The organism is Leucobacter insecticola (assembly GCF_011382965.1).
In the GTDB taxonomy this organism is placed as follows: domain Bacteria; phylum Actinomycetota; class Actinomycetes; order Actinomycetales; family Microbacteriaceae; genus Leucobacter; species Leucobacter insecticola.
In genome coordinates this window covers 1,692,899-1,713,374 of sequence record NZ_CP049934.1, presented here as the reverse complement: position 1 = coordinate 1,713,374, position 20,476 = coordinate 1,692,899, and the positions used below count along the sequence as shown (strand labels likewise).

General features: G+C 60.9%; 9 protein-coding genes, 3 rRNA genes and 2 pseudogenes. 1 reads left to right on the top strand and 13 read right to left on the bottom strand.

The features are described from left to right. Nucleotides 1-149: 149 nt before the first annotated feature. From rrf to G7067_RS07860, 3 genes are all read right to left on the bottom strand, one after another. A 5S ribosomal RNA gene (gene rrf, locus G7067_RS07870) occupies nucleotides 150-266 on the bottom strand. A gap of 120 nt (nucleotides 267-386) precedes the next feature. Then, nucleotides 387-3,490 (bottom strand): 23S ribosomal RNA (locus G7067_RS07865). 423 nt (nucleotides 3,491-3,913) lie between these two features. Then, a 16S ribosomal RNA gene (locus G7067_RS07860) occupies nucleotides 3,914-5,436 on the bottom strand. The 16S, 23S and 5S rRNA genes sit together here, the layout of an rRNA operon. A gap of 548 nt (nucleotides 5,437-5,984) precedes the next feature. On the opposite strand from G7067_RS07860, the gene tgt reads away from it, so the two are divergent. Beyond that, nucleotides 5,985-7,316 (top strand): tRNA guanosine(34) transglycosylase Tgt, encoded by a 1,332-nt coding sequence (gene tgt / locus G7067_RS07855; protein ID WP_425280707.1) that lies wholly within the window; start codon nucleotides 5,985-5,987, stop codon nucleotides 7,314-7,316. Between the two features lie 615 nt (nucleotides 7,317-7,931). Here the strand turns inward: tgt and G7067_RS07850 are convergent. The 10 genes and pseudogenes from G7067_RS07850 to exaC form a co-directional block, all read right to left on the bottom strand. Continuing rightward, a complete protein-coding gene (locus tag G7067_RS07850; RefSeq protein ID WP_166323303.1) occupies nucleotides 7,932-8,618 on the bottom strand; it encodes a queuosine precursor transporter in 687 nt (228 codons plus the stop codon). Then, on the bottom strand, nucleotides 8,611-9,597 hold the full coding sequence (locus G7067_RS07845) for an NAD(P)/FAD-dependent oxidoreductase (RefSeq protein WP_166323301.1): 987 nt from the start codon (nucleotides 9,595-9,597) through the stop codon (nucleotides 8,611-8,613). The genes G7067_RS07850 and G7067_RS07845 overlap by 8 nt, the downstream gene beginning before the upstream one ends. A 36-nt stretch (nucleotides 9,598-9,633) precedes the next feature. Further along, nucleotides 9,634-11,063: pseudogene (gene gltX / locus G7067_RS07840) on the bottom strand (glutamate--tRNA ligase). 105 nt (nucleotides 11,064-11,168) lie between these two features. Then, nucleotides 11,169-12,416 carry an MFS transporter gene (locus tag G7067_RS07835; protein WP_244301013.1) on the bottom strand — a complete coding sequence of 416 codons (1,248 nt, stop codon included), beginning with the start codon at nucleotides 12,414-12,416 and terminating at the stop codon, nucleotides 11,169-11,171. After that, on the bottom strand, nucleotides 12,406-13,359 hold the full coding sequence (locus tag G7067_RS07830; protein ID WP_166323297.1) for a LysR family transcriptional regulator: 954 nt from the start codon (nucleotides 13,357-13,359) through the stop codon (nucleotides 12,406-12,408). The genes G7067_RS07835 and G7067_RS07830 overlap by 11 nt, the downstream gene beginning before the upstream one ends. 51 nt (nucleotides 13,360-13,410) lie before the next feature. Further along, nucleotides 13,411-14,730: a dual-specificity RNA methyltransferase RlmN gene (gene rlmN, locus G7067_RS07825; RefSeq protein ID WP_166323295.1), complete on the bottom strand. Its 1,320-nt coding sequence runs from the start codon at nucleotides 14,728-14,730 to the stop codon at nucleotides 13,411-13,413. Nucleotides 14,731-14,825: 95 nt separating this feature from the next. After that, entirely contained in the window at nucleotides 14,826-17,096 is a 2,271-nt protein-coding gene (locus G7067_RS07820) for a heavy metal translocating P-type ATPase (RefSeq protein ID WP_166323293.1), read from the bottom strand. 205 nt (nucleotides 17,097-17,301) lie between these two features. Next, nucleotides 17,302-17,727: a DUF779 domain-containing protein gene (locus tag G7067_RS07815; RefSeq protein ID WP_166323291.1), complete on the bottom strand. Its 426-nt coding sequence runs from the start codon at nucleotides 17,725-17,727 to the stop codon at nucleotides 17,302-17,304. A 27-nt stretch (nucleotides 17,728-17,754) separates the two neighbouring features. After that, entirely contained in the window at nucleotides 17,755-18,774 is a 1,020-nt protein-coding gene (gene adhP / locus G7067_RS07810) for an alcohol dehydrogenase AdhP (RefSeq protein WP_166325950.1), read from the bottom strand. A gap of 134 nt (nucleotides 18,775-18,908) precedes the next feature. Further along, nucleotides 18,909-20,431 (bottom strand): annotated as a pseudogene (gene exaC, locus G7067_RS07805) (acetaldehyde dehydrogenase ExaC). Nucleotides 20,432-20,476: the final 45 nt, after the last annotated feature.

Below are 20,476 nucleotides of genomic sequence, written 5' to 3'. Positions count from 1 at the left end.
GGTCGTTGTGTGGTTGTGTCGAGAGTCAGTTTATCGGAAGCAGCATGCTGCTTCCTGGCATTCTTCGTACGTCCCGAAATGCGAAAAGGCTCCTCTCGGAAAGACAGTCGTCACCGACTATCGCTCCGAGGGAGCCTTTTCTAAAGGTTGTCCGGCGGTGTCCTACTCTCCCACAAGGTCCCCCTTGCAGTACCATCGGCGCTGTCAGTCTTAGCTTCCGGGTTCGGAATGTGACCGGGCGTTTCCCTGACGCTATAACCACCGTAACTCTATTGACATGTCCCCGACCCACAGGCCGGAAAGCCCGTACGTCAAGAACCACAAAGTGGACGCGAATACATCGTTACACAACAATCTATGCTTACATTCCCCACTACAAGTGGGGTGAAGTCAAGTCTTCAGCTTATTAGTACCAGTCAGCTCCACACCTTACAGCGCTTCCACATCTGGCCTATCAACCCAGTCATCTACTGGGAGCTTCACACGATCAAGTCGTAAGGAAATCTCATCTCGAGGCCGGCTTCCCGCTTAGATGCTTTCAGCGGTTATCCATCCCGAACGTAGCCAACCAGCCATGCCCTTGGCAGAACAACTGGCACACCAGAGGTTCGTCCAACCCGGTCCTCTCGTACTAGGGTCAGATCCTCTCAAATTTCCAACGCGCGCAGAGGATAGGGACCGAACTGTCTCACGACGTTCTAAACCCAGCTCGCGTACCGCTTTAATGGGCGAACAGCCCAACCCTTGGGACCAACTCCAGCCCCAGGATGCGACGAGCCGACATCGAGGTGCCAAACCATGCCGTCGATATGGACTCTTGGGCAAGATCAGCCTGTTATCCCCGAGGTACCTTTTATCCGTTGAGCGACAGCGCTTCCACAAGCCACTGCCGGATCACTAGTCCCGACTTTCGTCCCTGCTCGACCTGTCAGTCTCACAGTCAAGCTCCCTTGTGCACTTACACTCGCCACCTGATTGCCAACCAGGTTGAGGGAACCTTTGGGCGCCTCCGTTACTTTTTAGGAGGCAACCGCCCCAGTTAAACTACCCACCAGGCACTGTCCCAGAACCCGATCAGGGTCCGTAGTTAGATATCCAATATGACCAGAGTGGTATTTCAACAACGACTCCACACAAACTAGCGTCCATGCTTCACAGTCTCCCACCTATCCTACACAAGCCACACCGAACACCAATACCAAGCTGTAGTAAAGGTCACGGGGTCTTTCCGTCCTTCTGCGCGTAACGAGCATCTTTACTCGTACTGCAATTTCGCCGAGTTCACGGTGGAGACAGCTGGGAAGTCGTTACGCCATTCGTGCAGGTCGGAACTTACCCGACAAGGAATTTCGCTACCTTAGGATGGTTATAGTTACCACCGCCGTTTACTGGGGCTTAAATTCAAAGCTTCACCCCGAAGGGTTGACCTCTCCTCTTAACCTTCCAGCACCGGGCAGGCGTCAGTCCGTATACGTCCACTTGCGTGTTAGCACGGACCTGTGTTTTTAGTAAACAGTCGCTTCCCACTGGTCTCTGCGGCCACCACACCCTTTCCGGAGTAAATCCGTATAAGTGGATGGCCCCCCTTCTCCCGAAGTTACGGGGGCATTTTGCCGAGTTCCTTCACCATGATTATCTCGATCTCCTGAGTATTCTCTACCTGACCACCTGAGTCGGTTTGGGGTACGGGCAACAGCAAACCTCACGCCGATGCTTTTCTTGGCAGCATAGGATCACCTGCTTCCCCTTAACGGGTCCGCATCGTATCTCACCCAAAGCCGAAAACTATTCATAAACGACGGGCTACATACTTACACCGGGACAACCATCGCCCGGCACAGGCTACCTTCCTGCGTCACACCTCACGCTCACCACCCGAGTCCGGGTTCGCAGCCGCCACCCCACATCACCCGAAGGATCCATGAAGTCTTGGATTGCTTAGCACTACTCGTTAGGTCTTTGACGGTTTACCGCCGGTACGGGAATATCAACCCGTTGTCCATCGACTACGCCTGTCGGCCTCGCCTTAGGTCCCGACTTACCCAGGGAAGATTAGCTTGACCCTGGAACCCTTGGTCTTCCGGAGGACGGGTTTCTCACCCGTCTTTCGCTACTCATGCCTGCATTCTCACTCGTGTAGCATCCACGGCTGGTTCACACCGCCGCTTCACTCGCCACACGACGCTCTCCTACCCATCCATACGGCTGGACCACGAAGGCCTACCTGATATATGAATGCCACAACTTCGGTGGCGTGCTTGAGCCCCGTTACATTGTCGGCGCGGAATCACTTGACCAGTGAGCTATTACGCACTCTTTCAAGGGTGGCTGCTTCTAAGCCAACCTCCTGGTTGTCACAGCAACTCCACATCCTTTTCCACTTAGCACGCGCTTTGGGACCTTAGATGGTGATCTGGGTTGTTTCCCTCTCGACAATGAAGCTTATCCCCCACTGTCTCACTGCTGCGCTCTCACTTACCGGCATTCGGAGTTTAGCTGACGTCAGTAACCTTGTAGGGCCCATCGGCCATCCAGTAGCTCTACCTCCGGCAAGAAACACGCAACGCTGCACCTAAATGCATTTCGGAGAGAACCAGCTATCACGAAGTTTGATTGGCCTTTCACCCCTATCCACAGCTCATCCCCTCAGTTTTCAACCTAAGTGGGTTCGGTCCTCCACGCGCTCTTACACGCGCTTCAACCTGGCCATGGATAGATCACTTCGCTTCGGGTCTAGGACATGCGACTCAATCGCCCTATTCAGACTCGCTTTCGCTACGGCTACCCCACACGGGTTAACCTCGCCACATATCGCTAACTCGCAGGCTCATTCTTCAAAAGGCACGCCGTCACAGCTACAAGGCTGCTCCGACGGATTGTAAGCAAACGGTTTCAGGTACTATTTCACTCCCCTCCCGGGGTACTTTTCACCTTTCCCTCACGGTACTAGTCCGCTATCGGTCATCTGGGAGTATTTAGGCTTATCAGGTGGTCCTGACAGATTCACACGGGATTTCTCGGGCCCCGTGCTACTTGGGATACACACCACGCAGTGCCACCATTTCGGATACGGGACTCTCACCCACTCCGGTCTGCCGTTCCAAGCAGTTCTCCTATAGCTACACATTCACGTCGAAAGGCCGGCAGACCTTCCAGGCATGTCCCACAACCCCAACCATGCAACCCCTGCCGGGTATCACACATGACTGGTTTAGCCTCATCCGGTTTCGCTCGCCACTACTACCGGAATCACATATTGTTTTCTCTTCCTGGGGTACTGAGATGTTTCACTTCCCCCCGTTCCCTCTACCCGCCCTATATATTCAGGCGGGAGTCACCAGGTACGCACGCGCCCTGGCGGGGTTTCCCCATTCGGAAATCCTCGAATCACAGCCCGTTTATCGGCTCCCCGAGGCTTATCGCAGATTACTACGTCCTTCTTCGGCTCCAGATGCCAAGGCATCCACCGTTTGCTCTTATAAACTTGAAATCACATAAGTATCAGAAACACACACCCCAACAAGGGTGTGTGACCAATGAAATTATTAAGTATCTCAAGACAAGACAAAAAATTATCCTGTCTTGAAAGATGCTCGCGTCCACTGTGTAGTTCTCAACGTACGGTCGATCCCCGCATCATGAACAACACGTTCCATGACACAGAGTCCGAAGAAACAGTCCCCACACCAAAGCGTGGTGGCTGGGCCTTCAGGACCCAATAGTATGCACTCAGTAAAACCTCACCTCACACGCCCACATTTTCCAACCACACCCCGCAAAGGGCCCGGCGTACTCACACAGACGAATGAATCAAGACTTATCTTGTCAAATGTTCCACCCATGAGCGATGCGCATCACACATTCGGTGATGATCACACCATTCAGCAACCCCAAAGGGTTGAGTGCTCCTTAGAAAGGAGGTGATCCAGCCGCACCTTCCGGTACGGCTACCTTGTTACGACTTAGTCCTAATTACCAGTCCCACCTTCGACAGCTCCCTCCACAAGGGTTAGGCCACCGGCTTCGGGTGTTACCGACTTTCATGACTTGACGGGCGGTGTGTACAAGGCCCGGGAACGTATTCACCGCAGCGTTGCTGATCTGCGATTACTAGCGACTCCGACTTCATGGGGTCGAGTTGCAGACCCCAATCCGAACTGAGACCGACTTTTTGGGATTCGCTCCACCTCGCGGTATCGCAGCCCTTTGTATCGGCCATTGTAGCATGCGTGAAGCCCAAGACATAAGGGGCATGATGATTTGACGTCATCCCCACCTTCCTCCGTGTTGACCACGGCAGTATCCCATGAGTTCCCACCATAACGTGCTGGCAACATAGGACGAGGGTTGCGCTCGTTGCCGGACTTAACCGAACATCTCACGACACGAGCTGACGACAACCATGCACCACCTGTATAGAAGTGTCCAAAGAGTTGACGATCTCTCGCCCGTTCTTCTACATGTCAAGCCTTGGTAAGGTTCTTCGCGTTGCATCGAATTAATCCGCATGCTCCGCCGCTTGTGCGGGCCCCCGTCAATTCCTTTGAGTTTTAGCCTTGCGGCCGTACTCCCCAGGCGGGGAACTTAATGCGTTAGCTACGACACAGAACCCGTGGAACAGGCCCTACATCTAGTTCCCAACGTTTACGGCATGGACTACCAGGGTATCTAATCCTGTTCGCTCCCCATGCTTTCGCTCCTCAGCGTCAGTAACGGCCCAGAGATCTGCCTTCGCCATCGGTGTTCCTCCTGATATCTGCGCATTCCACCGCTACACCAGGAATTCCAATCTCCCCTACCGCACTCTAGCTTGCCCGTACCCACTGCAGGCCCGGAGTTGAGCTCCGGGTTTTCACAGCAGACGCGACAAGCCGCCTACGAGCTCTTTACGCCCAATAATTCCGGACAACGCTTGCACCCTACGTATTACCGCGGCTGCTGGCACGTAGTTAGCCGGTGCTTTTTCTGCAGGTACCGTCACTTTCGCTTCTTCCCTACTAAAAGAGGTTTACAACCCGAAGGCCGTCATCCCTCACGCGGCGTTGCTGCATCAGGCTTGCGCCCATTGTGCAATATTCCCCACTGCTGCCTCCCGTAGGAGTCTGGGCCGTGTCTCAGTCCCAGTGTGGCCGGTCACCCTCTCAGGCCGGCTACCCGTCGTCGCCTTGGTGAGCCATTACCTCACCAACAAGCTGATAGGCCGCGAGTCCATCCCCAACCGATAAATCTTTCCACCCACACACCATGCGGTGATAGGTCATATCCAGTATTAGACGCCGTTTCCAGCGCTTATCCCAGAGTCAGGGGCAGGTTACTCACGTGTTACTCACCCGTTCGCCACTCTTCCACCCAGCAAGCTGGGCTTCATCGTTCGACTTGCATGTGTTAAGCACGCCGCCAGCGTTCGTCCTGAGCCAGGATCAAACTCTCCGTAAAAAATTACATGCAACACCACGACGGAATAAGCCGAAAATGCTGCGAGTTCAACCTGACAAACAACAAACATCAATTACTGACGTTCATTCATATATTTGTCCAAAAGGAATCGCCATTCACCCACACAAAATGTGGATGGACGGGATTATAAAATTTGGCATTTGACAATCAAGTGCACACTATTGAGTTCTCAAGGACCAGACACCCCCCGTACACACCCAACCGGGCTTCCGAAGAGCAACCTGTCTAACTTACCAAAACGATCTGGCAGAACCAAATCGGCCGTATCTTACGATCTCGGCGCGGCTAGACAAACGCTAATCTGCGTTGTCACCGTTTCGGTGAGATAAGGATCCCTACTTTACAACACCGGTCCGTGACTAATCAAGTCCCGCTGGTTATGTAGAGAATCGCTTTCAGACCCACAATCCGAGCCGCTTTCGCTTCCCGCACTGTCTCGCTGACAAGGAATTACATTACGCGGATCCGAGGCGCCCCGCAAAGTGCGACCTCAGCCGGGCGTGTCACGCTCCCCCGCAACAACCTGCTTGAATGGTCTGGTGAATGACTCCACCACCCACCGACCCAGCCCTTCCGATTTCAAGTTCTCCGTTGAGCAACGTCTTGATGCAGGCGGCGCCAGAGGCTCGCGTGACCAGCCGCTCGGCCGTACAGGCACTATCACCACACCTCATGGCGAGATTCAAACCCCGGCCTTTGTCCCTGTTGGAACCAAGGCCACGGTGAAGGCCACTCTCCCAGAGACCGTGACGGAGCTCGGCGGACAGGCAGTTCTCGCGAACGCCTACCACCTGTTTCTACAGCCGGGCAGCGACATCGTTGACGAAGCCGGCGGGCTCGGCAAGTTCATGAACTGGAGCGGACCCACTTTCACCGATTCCGGCGGCTTTCAGGTGATGTCGCTGGGAGTCGGCTTCAAGAAGGTCATCTCGATGGCAGAGGATGAGTACGTCAGCTCCGAGGTGATCGCCTCAACCAAGGAACGGCTGGCCCACGTCGACGAAGACGGCGTAACCTTCAAGTCGTTCCTCAACGGCGACCGGCATCGCTTCACCCCCGAAGTCTCGATGCAGATCCAGCATCAACTCGGTGCGGACATCATCTTCGCCTTCGACGAGTGCACCACGCTGATGAACACCCGCGTCTACCAGGAGGATTCCGTCGCCCGCACCGCACGCTGGGCGGTGCGTTGCCTCGACGAACACGCACGGCAGACGGCCGCACGCGGGCACCGACCTTACCAGGCACTCTTCGGCGTGGTGCAGGGTGCACAATACGAGGATCTACGTCGCCAAGCCGCCGCAGGACTTGCACGGATGACGGGGGCGGAAGCGGACACGCAGCAGTTCGACGGCTTCGGGATCGGTGGGGCGCTTGAGAAGAGCCGCCTTGGCACCATTGTGTCTTGGGTCAACGACGAGCTACCGGAAGACAAGCCCCGCCACCTACTGGGTATTTCCGAGCCCGATGATCTCTTCGCCGCGATCGCCGCCGGTGCCGACACCTTCGACTGCGTCGCACCGTCGCGTCAGGCCCGAGGCGGCACGATGTATTCTTCGCACGGCCGTATCAACGCGAAAGCCGCGACGCAGCGCCGCCGCTTCGAGCCACTTGACGCCGAGTGCGACTGCTACACCTGCCAGAACTACACCGCGGCGTATCTGCACCACCTCTTCAAGGCAAAAGAAATGCTTGGATCCACGCTCGCGACGATTCACAATGAGCGCTTTATCGTGCGCCTCGTCGACCAGATTCGCGAGAGCATCGTCGAGGGCACCTTCGCCGAGCTCCGCGACGAAGTGCTCGGCCGGCAGTACGGCTTGGAGTTTGCGCAGGCGGCCGCCGCGCGCTTCGCGTAGGTATCTGCTTGGCATGACTGGCCCTTCGCAAAACGGGAGTGTAGGTGTTTCAAGTCGTGCACGAGTGCACGAACACCCGGCTGCCTCTCCATAGCCAAAGCTGGATGTTCTCCGCGCAATTGGCGCCTTCGGGACGACGGGTGATTGTTGGCACGGGTTCTTGGCCACGAGAGTGCGGCAGAAAGAGGGCTTGTGAAGCAGTACCGTCATCCTGCGCTCCGGAGGAGTCGCAGGATCCTTGGTGGCAGAGCGGACGCCGACGGGCGCGAAACACTTGTGAGAAGATTCTGCGTCCCTGGCGCTGTAGCACCACCGCGAAATACGGGCGAAAGCGACGCTTTCACCCTCTGAGTATTTCGCGCAGAACGACGTACTAGGCACCACAAGTGGCTCGCCGTTACCGAGCCTGCGTTTCACCGCCGAGCCTGCGTTTCCTGACGGCAAGTTCGACGGTGAAGGGCAAGTTCGCTGAAAACCCGCGACCACACTCTCGTTTACGAAGAGCCGCACGACTGTTGCGGTGCGAGCGCGAGGATCCTGCGACTCCTTCGGAACGCAGGATGACGGGGTGGGGCGCAGAGAGTCTGTAGCCCCTGGTTGCGACTCCCTCGTCGCTCAACCGACGGAAACAGTCTCCTCAGCGGCGCGGACGCGCGAAATCACGCGGGTGGTCACGGGAAGCAGCACGATCTCCGCCGCTAACTTGATGCCGTAGCCAAGGGCAGTGTAGCCGAGGAAATCCCAGCCTCCAAGCACCCCCCAGAACGCAATCGTGCAGAACACGATCGTGTCAATCAGCTGACCCAGCATTGTCGAAGTGATCAGTCTCGTGCGCAGGAAGCGTCCGCCGGTGCGATCGCGCAGCTTCACAAGCACCCACGCATTGATGAGCTGACCGGTCAGAAACGCGCCCAGGCTGGCCGCGACGATACGCGGCACAAACCCGAGCACGTCCTCAAACGCCCCCTGGTTCTCCCAGCCGGGTGCTGCGGGCGAAAGCTGCACAACCCAGATGGTCAGCGACGCGAGCAGCGACAGCGCAAAGGCCGTCAGGATCGCGCGGCGCGCAGCCTTCAGCCCGTAGACTTCGGCGAGAACGTCACCGACGATGTAGACGAGCGGGAAGAGAAACACTCCCCCGTCGACGATGAACGGGCCAAACGCAATCAGCTTCACCGCAACGATGTTCGAGATCAGCAGTAGCCCAACAAACACCGCAACAACAACCGCGTATCTGGATCCTGCTGCCGCGGAGCGGGCGCCCGCGGCAGCATTGACCTCAGCGGGCCCAGGCTTAGTCATCCACCAGGCCTACCCCCAGCGCGCCGCGGATCATGTCCATATTCAGCTTCGCTGCAACGCGCGCGCCATCACCTGCGGCAATCGCGATCTGCTGCGGCCCGGGTGGCACAATGTCGCCGACCGCGTAGATCCCACGGACCGAAGTCTCGCCGCGTTTGTTGACGACCACAAGGCCCCAATCATCGCGCTCAACGGGGTTGTCTCCCAAGAATTCGACGGGCGCATGCCAGCGTGGCCGCACGAACCCGCCCACGCTCGGGATCACCTCACCGTCTGCGAGCCTGACACCGGTCATACCGTTCTGGTCGCCAACGATGTCGTCAAGCTTGCGCCGTTCGACGCGGATCCCGATCGACGCCAGCTGCGCTTCCTGCGTTGGCGTGATCGTGTCGGCGCCGTTGGTGAGCACCACGAGGTCTGAGCTGATTCGGCTGATGAGCAGCGCACGCGCGAACAGGTCACTCGTCTCGCCAATCAGCACAAGCGGTGTGTCGGACTTTTCGAAACCGTCGCACTCAATGCAGCTGTGCAGGGCAGTACCGTAGTAGGCCCGGATCATCGGCAGGTCCGGGAGATCCTCGGTCAACCCGGCCGCGATCAAGACGCGCCGTGAAATCACCTCAACATCTGCAGAACCGCGCACGCCGGTGCCACGAACGCGGAAGCCGATGCCGTCGGGAAACCCTACAGCAACCGCCTCCTCGTGACTCAGCGGCGTCACTTCGCTCGCGATGGCCTGCGCAACGCGCGCTTTGGGGTACCCCTCGAACTCCTCGCGGGCGAGCCGCCGCACCTCGAGAGGTGGCACACCGTCCCGGGTGAGGAAGCCGTGCGAACGCAGCGTCGCCGCGTGGCGCGGTCGGTTGCTGTCGAGTACCGTGATGCGTCGATTGGCGCGCACGAGCTGCAATCCGGCAGAAAGCCCTGCCGGGCCTCCCCCAATAATCGCAACACCTACTGGCAGATTAGAGTCCTCCACGGCATCTTCTCCTTCTGTTGTGTACTTGCAGAAAGGTTACGACTCGGCGGTGAGGCGATGGCTGAGCTTGGTGAGACGCTCGAGCGATTCCGCTCGCCCCAACAGCTCAAACGATTCAAACAGCGGCGGCGATACCCGACGCCCTGAGGCTGCGACACGCAGCGCACCAAAGGCGACACGGGGCTTTAGCCCCAGGCCGTCGATGAGCGCGTCCTGCAGCGCAGCTTGGATGCGCTCGGTTGTCCAGTCCGTTTCGGGGATACTCTCGAGCGCGGCGGTACCCGCAGCGAGCACCTTCGGCGCATCGTCTTTGAGGGACGACAGCGCATCCTCGTCATAGGCAAGGGCCTCGGCGGAGGTGAACAAGAAGCCCAGCATTCCAACAACCTCGGAGAGCACGGTCACCCGGCTCTGCACCAGTGGCACGGCCTTACGGATGATCTCCCTGTGGCGCTCGCTCGGTTCGACCGGGAGCACCCCTGCAGCCACCAGGTAGGGCAGGATCCGGTCGCCGAAGTCTTCTTCAGACAGCAGGCGAATGTGATCCGCGTTGATCGAGTCAGCCTTCTTCTGGTCGAATCTGGCGGGGTTCGGGTTGACATCAGTGACGTCAAACGCGGCGATCATTTCGTCGCGCGTGAAGACGTCGCGATCCGGAGCGAGGGACCAGCCCAGCAGAGACAGGTAGTTGAGGAGGCCCTCCGGAATGAAGCCGCGCTCGCGGTGGAGCAGCAGATTCGATTCGGGGTCGCGCTTAGAGAGCTTCTTGTTACCCTCGCCCATCACGTACGGGAGGTGCCCAAACTGCGGAATCGCAGACGCAATGCCGAGCTTCACGAGCGCGTGATAGAGCGCAATCTGTCGGGGGTCGAGGACAACAGATCCTCTCCACGGAGGACGTGGGTGATCCCCATCAGCGCGTCGTCAACCGGGTTGACCAGCGTGTACAGGGGCGCGCCGTTCGGCCGCACCACCACGAAATCAATCGTCGATCCGGCAGGGAAGGTGATGTCTCCACGAACCAGGTCAGTGAAGGAAAGATCGGTGTCGGGCACACGGAAACGCAGCGCCGGCTCGCGACCTTCCGTGCGGAACGCCGCGCGCTGCTCATCGCTGAGGTCGCGATCGAAGTTGTCGTAGCCGAGCTGCTTCGGGCGTCCAGCCGCGATGTTCCGGGCGTCGATTTCTTCGGCGGTGGAAAAGCTCTCGTAGAGGTAGCCTGCTTCGCGCAGCTGCTCAATCACGCCGCGATAGATCTCACCGCGCTCAGACTGCCGGTAGGGGCCGTGCTCGCCCCCGGCATCGATACCCTCGTCCCAGTCAAGTCCGAGCCAACGCAGAGAATCGATGATTTGCGTGTAGCTCTCTTCGCTGTCGCGGGCCGCATCCGTGTCTTCGATCCGGAACACGAAGGTGCCTCCGGTGTGGCGCGCGTATGCCCAGTTGAAGAGGGCGGTGCGGACCATCCCAACGTGGGGAGTTCCCGTTGGGGAAGGACAGAAGCGGACACGAACGTCAGAGCCGGTCGCGTGTGAAAACTGGGGGTATCGGTGTGTGACATCCCCACCAGTCTACCCTCGCGCGAGGAGCGCGAGACGCCCCGCCACGGCGATCCCCGCGAGGATCAGTGCGCCGGCGACAACCGACAGCACCGGAAACCCACCCGCGTCAAACAAGACACCCGACGCCGCGCCAAACAGCGCCCCCGCCGCGTTCATCGCGGTGTCGGACTGACCCTGACGTTTGGGGCGGTGCGCCAGCGGCGTCAGATCGGTGAGCAGCGTCGCCCCCGCCACCGTCGCCATACTCCAGCCCAGGCCCAGCAGCACCAGCGCCGTCTGAATAATCACGACATTGTCGCCGCCGACGAAGGTGCCGACTGCCGCAAGACCGAGCACGACGAAACCGGCAAGCACCACGGGGATCGCGCCGAAGCGCCCGCTCAGATAGCCGAATACTGGGGACAGCGCATACATGCCCGCAATGTGCAGGCTGATGGTGAAACCAACCAGCTCGATGCTGCCGCCGTGGTGGGTGAGATGCAGCGGCGTCATCGCCATCAGCCCCACCATCACCGCGTGCGCGAGGGCAATCACGCTAATCGCGAGATACTGCGGGATCCGGGACACGCTCTGATCAGGAGCTCCAGCAGCGGAAGTCTGGGGACCCGCCGCCTTCTCAGCCACGCGTACCAGTCTGCGAGATTCGAACAGCGGGTCAGGGCGCAGCCCAAACCAGACCACACAGGCTGCAGCGAACTGCGCGGCAATCGTGATGATGAAGATTCCTGCGAGTCCGGGTAACCCCGCGGCATCGCCCAGCCGTTCACCCGGTCCGACAAGGTTTGGGCCGGTGACCGCACCAATCGTGATCGACCATACGACCATCGAAAGGTCGCGCCCGCGACGCTCGGGAAGCGCCAGGTCTGCCGCGGCGAACCGGGACTGCAACTGCACGGCAACGGCAATACCCAGCACGGCGAGACCGAGAAACAGCAGCGGGCCAAAGTGAAGGGCTGCCGCGGTGATCACGAGCGCCGCTCCGCCGACCGCAATCAGGTTGCCCGTGGTGAGCGCAATCCTGCGTCCGCGTTGCGCGGCCAGCTTCGCAAGCGGCATCCCCGCGATTGCGGCGCCAACCGCGTTCATGGTGGATCCGAGACCGGAGAGCGCGGGGTTCCCGGTGATGTCCGCGATCAGGAGGGCGCCTGCCGACAGTGACGCGCCAACTCCGAGACCGCCGAGAATTGTGGCAAGCGCGAGGATCAGGAGAGTGCGGCGTTGCACCCTGGCCTGCGCGCCGAGGTCGCTAGTGAGCAACGGACTCGAGCCCCCAGCAGCTGCCATCAATGCCCGCGAGGAGGCGTTTCGCGAGTTTTACCTGCGGGCTCTCGTTGGCGGTGACCATCGAAACAAGACCGATCGTGCGGTAGCGAGGCGGATCGAGCGGAAGCGCGCGAGCGTCATCGGGCAAGGTTCGAGCCGCGGCGAGCGCGAGCCCGGGCACGAGCGCGACGGCCCCTCCGGCGGCAGCCATCGCCAGCATTGCGGGCACGTTGTCGGTCTCTTGGATGATCTCTGGTTCAAAGCCAGCATGTCCCGCGGCCGTGAGTAGGTGGCCGCGGCATTTCTCGCAGCCGGCGATCCAGTGCTCGGCGGAGAAATCCTCGAGACTCGCGGATTCCGCGGAACCGACGCGCGCTTCGGAGGCGACAAGGCTGACCTCCTCGCGCCACAGCGGCAGGAACGCACTGCCGGCAGGGAGCTCACCGGCTCCCTCATAGTCGAAGACAAGGGCGCAGTCGACCTCGCCGTCGCGGAGCATGGCCGTGGCTGAGGGCGGCTCGGCCTCGCGATACTGCAGCGCAACCTCGGGGGCTTCAACCGCAAGCGCACGCATCACCGCTGGCACCACCGTGGCGGAGGCGGAAGGAAACCCGACGAGTCGGAGCACCCCCGCCCGCTCGCCGCGCAGATCGTCGATCGCCGCAAGCGCCGCGTCAATCTCCGCGACCACGGTGCGGCCGTGATCAGCGAGGATCTGACCGGCTGTGGTGAGGCGAATGCCGCGCCCACAGCGTTCGATGAGCGGCACCGCAAGCCGAGTCTCCACGCGCTTGATGCGCTGGCTGATTGCCGGTTGGCTGAGACCGAGCTGAGCTGCCGTGGCTGTGAGGGATCCCGTGATCGCGAGCGCGTGCAGGATCCGCAGTTCGGTCGAGTCGATCGAACCGTGTGACTCCGGAGTGCGGGTCGCGTTCATTCGTACATCATAACTCAAAGTAAACGAAGCTATAAGAAGCTTTCACCCAGATTATGAGCCAGGACTGGCCAGCGCATCGGCGTCGGCGCGGTCCTGCTCCGTGGCGACCAGTTGGCCGCACGCACCGTCGATCTCCTTGCCACGTGTATCGCGCAGTGTCGTCGGGATCCCCGCAGCATTGAGACGATCGACAAACTCGCGGGTGACCTCACGGGTGGACGAGGTCCAGATCGACCCGGGCGTCGGATTGAGCGGGATCGGATTGACGTGCACCCAGCCACGGCCGCGCGCGTTTAGCAGATCCGCCAGCAGGTCCGCACGCCACGCATGATCGTTCATGTCTTTGATCAGCGCGTACTCAATCGAGACGCGCCGCCCGGTCTTCTCGTAGTAGTGGTAGGCGGCATCGATGACCTCGGCGACCTTCCAACGACTGTTCACGGGGATCAACTCGTCACGCAGTTCATCGTCTGGCGCGTGCAGCGACAGCGCGAACGTGATCGGGATGTTCTCGTCGGCGAGCTTGCGGATCGCGGGGGCAAGCCCGACGGTCGACACGGTAATGCCGCGCGCCGACATGCCGAGTCCCTCGGGCGCGGGCGCAATCATGCGGTGCACAGCGTTCATCACGCGTTTGTAATTGGCGAGCGGCTCCCCCATGCCCATAAACACGATGTTGGTGACGCGCTCCGGTTCTGCGCCGTTGCCCGCCTGCCTGCCGCGCCCCAGGCCACCCTCCGCAATAACCCGGTTGGCCTGCACGATCTGGTCGAGGATCTCGGCCGTGGACATGTTTCGAGTGAGCCCAGCCTGGCCGGTAGCGCAGAACGGGCAGTTCATGCCGCAACCGCACTGGCTCGAGACACACAGTGTGATCCTGCCCGGGTAGCGCATCAGGACAGACTCGACGAGCGCGCCGTCGAACAGGCGCCACAGGAACTTCACCGTCGCGTTGTCGTCAGTCTGCAACCGCTTGACCTCGGTCAACAGCGGAGGGAAGAACACCTCGGCGAGTTCATCGCGGCGGTCCTTGGGCAGATCGGTCATCTGTGCGGGATCGCTCGTGTAGTTCTCGAAGTAGTGCTTCGAGAGCTGCTTCGCGCGGAACGGGGGCAAGCCCAGCTCTTTCACTTTCGCTTCGCGCTCCGCCAGGGTCATGTCGGCGAGGTGAGTTGCGGGCTGCTTGACGCGCGGCGACGCAAACTGCAGGGTCGGGCGCCCGTCTGGGCCGGCGATTTGCTGCCAGCCCTCTGCTTTGGGGCGCACCTGCGGGCGTGAGGCCTCGCGCTTGGGTCGCGTCTGCGTATACACGGGCTTGGTCGCACCGCTGGCCTGCTGGGAGGCACTGTGATTGAGCTTGTTCGGATCCATTGTCGTCTATTGTCGCAGGTTGGACTGGGTATCGGAGCGAATGCCCGAGGTGAGCGGCTGCGTCACCGGCTTCGGGGAGCTTCGCGTCCGGCTCATCACTTGGCAATGACGCTGCGAACACCTCGCAAGCGGAGGCTATTTCCCACCACAAAGACACTCGAGAGGGCCATCGCCGCTCCGGCGAGCATCGGGTTGAGGAGCCCGAACGCTGCCACGGGAATGGCGGCGACGTTGTAAGCAAACGCCCAGAAGAGGTTCGTTTTGATGGTCCCGAGGGTCTTCCGGGAGAGCTTGATCGCGTCGACCACGCTGCGGAGGTCGCCGCGCACGAGCGTAATGTCTGAGGCCTCGATCGCAACATCAGCTCCCGTGCCCATGGCCAGCCCTAAATCGGCCTGGGCGAGGGCCGGGGCGTCGTTGACGCCGTCGCCCACCATCGCGACGGTCCGCCCCTCGCGCTGCAAACGCGCGACGACCTCCACTTTGTCGGTGGGGAGCACCTCCGCAATCACCTCTTCGATGCCCACTTCGGCCGCGATCTGCCGCGCAACCGCCGCGTTATCTCCGGTGAGCAGGATCGGCGCCAGGCCGAGCGCTTTGAGCTGTCTGATCGCTTCGGCACTGCTCGGCTTCACCGTGTCGGCAACGACGCAGATGCCGCGCGCACGGCCGTCCCACCCGACAGCGACAACGGTCTTCCCGCTGCGTTCCGCCTGCGCTTTAGCCTCGCGCAGCCTCGGGCTCAAGGCCTGCGACCACTCCGCGAGGAGTGACTCACGCCCCACGATCACGGCGTGCCCGTCGACGACTCCCTGCACGCCAGCGCCCGCGAGGTTTGTAAAGGTCTCGGGGTCGGGCAACGCGCCGACCTCCTGCACGGCACCCCGGGTGATGGCCTGCGCGATGGGGTGCTCGGATGCGTTTTCAAGCGCGCCGACCAGGCGCAACAGCTCACCGCGGTCGACCCCGTCTTCCAGCATCACGTCCGCCAGCGCCATCTTGCCGGTGGTCACCGTTCCGGTCTTGTCGAGCACCACGGTGTCAATCTTGCGCGTGGATTCGAGGATCTCAGGCCCCTTGATAAGGACTCCCATCTGCGCGCCGCGCCCCGTGCCAACGAGCAGGGCCGTTGGGGTTGCCAGGCCGAGCGCGCACGGGCACGCGATCACGAGCACTGCCACCGCCGCTGAGAACGCCGCCGATGCCGGGAACCCGGCGATCAACCAGGCGACGACCGTCACCAGTGCAATCACCAGCACGATCGGCACGAACACCCCCGAGATCCGGTCGGCGAGGCGTTGCACCTCGGCCTTGCCGGTCTGCGCATCCTCAACCAGCTGCGCCATCTGCGCGAGCTGCGTGTCTGCGCCGATCCGAGTTGCCCGGACCACCAAGCGCCCACCCACATTGGTCGTTGCACCGGTCACGGCATCACCCGCAGCCACCTCGACCGGCATCGATTCGCCGGTGAGCATCGAGGCGTCAACCGCCGAGGATCCTGAGACGACCACGCCGTCGGTGGCAAACTTTTCGCCTGGCCGCACAACAAATTCGTCATCGAGTCGCAGATCTTCAACCGGGACGGTTATTTCGACGCCATCGCGCAGCAGCGACACCTCTTTGGCGCCGAGCTCGAGCAGGGCGCGCAGTGCTGCACCCGCCTGCTTCTTGGATCGCTTTTCGAAGTATCGTCCGGCCAGAATGAACATCGTCACCCCGGCCCCCACTTCGAGGTAGATATTCCCCGAGGCATCGTGACGGGCGAGCGTCAGCTCGAAGGCGTGCGTCATTCCCGGCATGCCCGCGGTGCCCAGAAAGAGCGCGTATAGGGACCACATGAACGCAGAGAGCGTCCCCATAGAGATGAGCGTGTCCATCGTGGCGGTGGCGTGCTTCAGATTCTGCCAGGCCGCCCGATGAAACGGCCACGCCCCCCACACGATCACGGGCGAAGCGAGGGCGAGCGACGCCCACTGCCAATAGGTGAACTGCAGTGCCGGGACCATGGCCATTGCGATGACCGGAACACTCAGCACCACCGAGGCGATGAGGCGGGCACGGAGGGAGCGCAACTCGGGATCTTCCGTCTCGGGGCTGCCGCCACCGGCCTCGGCCATGCGCTCCGTCTTGGGCTTGGGAAGAACGGCCGAGTACCCCGTCTTTTCGACTTCCGCGATCAGGATGGCGGGATCGTACCCAGCGGGAACCGTGACCCGCGCCTTCTCCGTCGCGTAGTTCACGGTGGCCTCGACACCGTCGAGCCTGTTCAACTTTTTCTCGATGCGCATGGCGCAGGACGCACAGGTCATGCCACCGATTTCCAGCTCGATTCCGGTACCGTTCCCCGGTAGCGCTGATGTGCTCATGTTTTTGCCCCGCATTCTTGGCCCGGCCGAGCCACTCAGTATGTGACCGCAGCGAACACCGGGCTTCGCGTTCCACAATATACCCCCAGGGGTATAAAGCAAGGTTGTGTCACGCGCTCTTTGCTGTGGCAAAGCCGACGAAGACAGCGCAGGGAGCGCCGCTATCGGGCACTCCGCAACTGATGAATATTTCTGAAACGCACTACTAAAGCAGCCGCGAGCGGATCAGGAAGCGCTGCCCCTCCGGGGCCTCCAGTGAAAACCCGCCGCCGCGACCCGGCACAGTGTCGATCGTCAGGTGCGTGTGGGCCCACACACCAAACTGCTCACGAGACATCCAGAACTGGATCATGCGGTTCGATCCCGATCCGCCGCCCGCGAGCGCCGGCAGCTCAAGGGTGCCGAGGAGCACATCCTGCGCGCCGGTCTTGAACTCGCCGGCCTGATAGCACATTGGCGCACTTCCGTCACAGCACCCGCCGGACTGGTGAAACATCAGCGGGCCGTGGAGCGCCCACAGGCGGTCGATCAGCTCGACCGCCTGTGGGGTGAATGCGAGTCGGCTCTCTGTCTCGCCGTCGACCTCCGGCCGCGCAACGAGCAGATCAGTATCTACAGATTCCTCACGCATGTCACTTCACGCCTTTCGCTGGTGCGCCTACGCGTTTGCGAAGCGCAACACGATGCGACCGTCAATCGCACCGGCCTTCATCTCGTCAAACACCGCGTTGATTTCGTCGAGCGGACGCTCGGCGATGGTGGGGTGGATCATGCCGCGTGCGTAGAAGTCGAGCGCCTCGATCATGTCCTGGCGGGTACCCACGATGGATCCACGAATGGTCAGCCCTTTGAGCACGATATCGAAGATCGGCGCAGGGAAATCTCCCGGTGGCAGACCGTTGAACACGATGGTTCCGCCGCGGCGAGTCATCCCGATCGCCTGGCCGAACGCGGAGGGGTGCACCGCGGTCACGAGCACGCCATGTGCTCCCCCGGTCGCTTTCTGAATGACCGCGACCGGATCTTCGTTGCGTGCGTTGACAGTTACCTCCGCACCGTGCGAGCGCGCAAGCGCCAGTTTATCCTCGGCCACGTCCACCGCGACAACCCGCATACCCATAGCGACCGCGTACTGCACCGCGATGTGTCCGAGGCCACCGATACCGGAGATCACGACCCACTGACCGGGCCGCACTCCGGTGACTTTGAGTCCCTTGTAAACGGTAACCCCTGCGCACAGCACGGGAGCCACCTCCGCAGGATCGGTGCCTTCGGGCAGCACTGCGGCGTAGGTCGCGTCAACCAGCATGTATTCGCCGAACGAGCCATCAACGGAATAGCCGCCATTCTGTTGTTGTTCACACAGTGTCTCCCACCCAGTGCGGCAGTGCTCACATTGCCCGCAGGCTGACCACAGCCACGCGTTTCCAACTAGGTCACCGACGGTGAGGTTGGTGACGCCCGGGCCGAGTGCGACAACCCTACCGACACCCTCGTGTCCGGGGATAAACGGCGGATTCGGCTTCACTGGCCAATCGCCGTCTACGGCGTGCAGGTCAGTGTGGCACACACCGCTCGTGAGCACACGCACCAGCGCTTGGCCCGCTCCCGGCGCGGGAACTGCCACGGGCGCAACTGCAAGCGGCTGCCCGAACTGATGCACCGTTGCCGCGCGCATCGAGGACAGGGCCGAGTCAGTCACAGCTGATTCGTCACGCGACAGCGTGGGGGGCATCGCTATAGAGGCATTCATATTTTCTCCTTGGAAGGATGGTGGTCGGGGTGCGTTCACGGTTGCTGCTGCGCAACGGTCTAGAAGAACCCATCGGCCGTTTCTTTGTAGCTCACCAGCATGTTCTTTGTTTGCTGGTAGTGATCGAGCATCATCAGGTGGTTTTCACGCCCGATGCCGCTCGACTTGTATCCGCCAAACGCCGAATGAGCCGGGTAGGCGTGATAGTTGTTGACCCAAACGCGACCGGCCTGGATCGCACGGCCCGCCCGGTACGCGACGTTGCCGTTGCGGCTCCAGACACCCGAGCCGAGGCCATACAGGGTGTCGTTGGCGATTCGGATGGCATCGTCGAAGTCGGTGAAAGTGGTGACCGACACCACTGGCCCGAAAATCTCTTCCTGGAAGATACGCATGGAATTGTCGCCGCGGAAGATGGTCGGTTCGATGTAGAACCCCCCTCGAGTCCCGGACCGCGATCCTCGACGCCGCCGCCGGTCAGCAATTGTGCGCCTTCCTGCCGCCCGATCTCGAGGTACGACTTGATCTTCTCAAGCTGGTCGTTTGACGCCTGTGCGCCCATCATCGTGTTGGTGTCGAGCGGATTTCCGCGAACGATCCGTTCGGTGCGCTCAACGACCGCCTCAAGAAAATCATCTGCGATGGAGTGCTGAATGAGGGCGCGCGACGGACAGGTACAAACCTCACCCTGGTTCAGCGCGAACATGGTGAAGCCTTCTTTGGCCTTATCGAAGTATGCGTCGTCTGCGGCCATGACGTCTTCAAAGAAGATGTTGGGGCTCTTGCCACCGAGCTCTAGTGTCACCGGAATAATATTCTCGGAGGCATACTGCATGATGAGCCGACCGGTCGTTGTCTCACCGGTAAACGCGATTTTGCGGATGCGCGGGCTCTTCGCGAGCGGCGCACCAGCCTCGGCACCAAACCCGTTCACGATGTTGAGCACCCCGGGAGGCAACAGATCACCGACGAGGGACGCGAGCACCAGGATCGAGGCGGGGGTCTGCTCCGCGGGTTTCAACACCACCGCGTTGCCTGCGGCTAGCGCCGGGGCAAGCTTCCAGACAGCCATGAGGATCGGAAAGTTCCAGGGAATGATCTGGCCGACCACACCGAGCGGCTCGTGGAAGTGGTACGCGACCATGTCTTCGTTGATCTGAGAAAGTGACCCCTCCTGTGCGCGGATTGCACCAGCGAAGTAACGGAAGTGGTCGATGGCGAGGGGGATATCGGCGTTGAGGGTTTCGCGCACGGCTTTGCCGTTGTCCCAGGTCTCGGCAACCGCGATCATTTCGAGGTTCTGTTCCATCCGGTCGGCGATCTTGTTCAGGATCACGGCGCGCTCGGCGGGGCTCGTCCGGCCCCATTCGGGCGCGGCGGCGTGGGCCGCGTCGAGCGCCGCATCGATATCTTCAGACGTGCCACGAGCCACCTCGCAGAAGATTTTGCCAGTGATAGGTGTGGGGTTCTCAAAATACTGCCCCTTCACCGGGGGTACCCACTCACCACCAATGTAGTGTTCGTATCGACTCTGAAACGAGACCAGCGAATCGGGCTGGCCTGGCGCTGCGTAAACGGTCACGGTGCTCTCCTTTGACGTCACTGTCACGTGTGGTGCTCGCGGTCT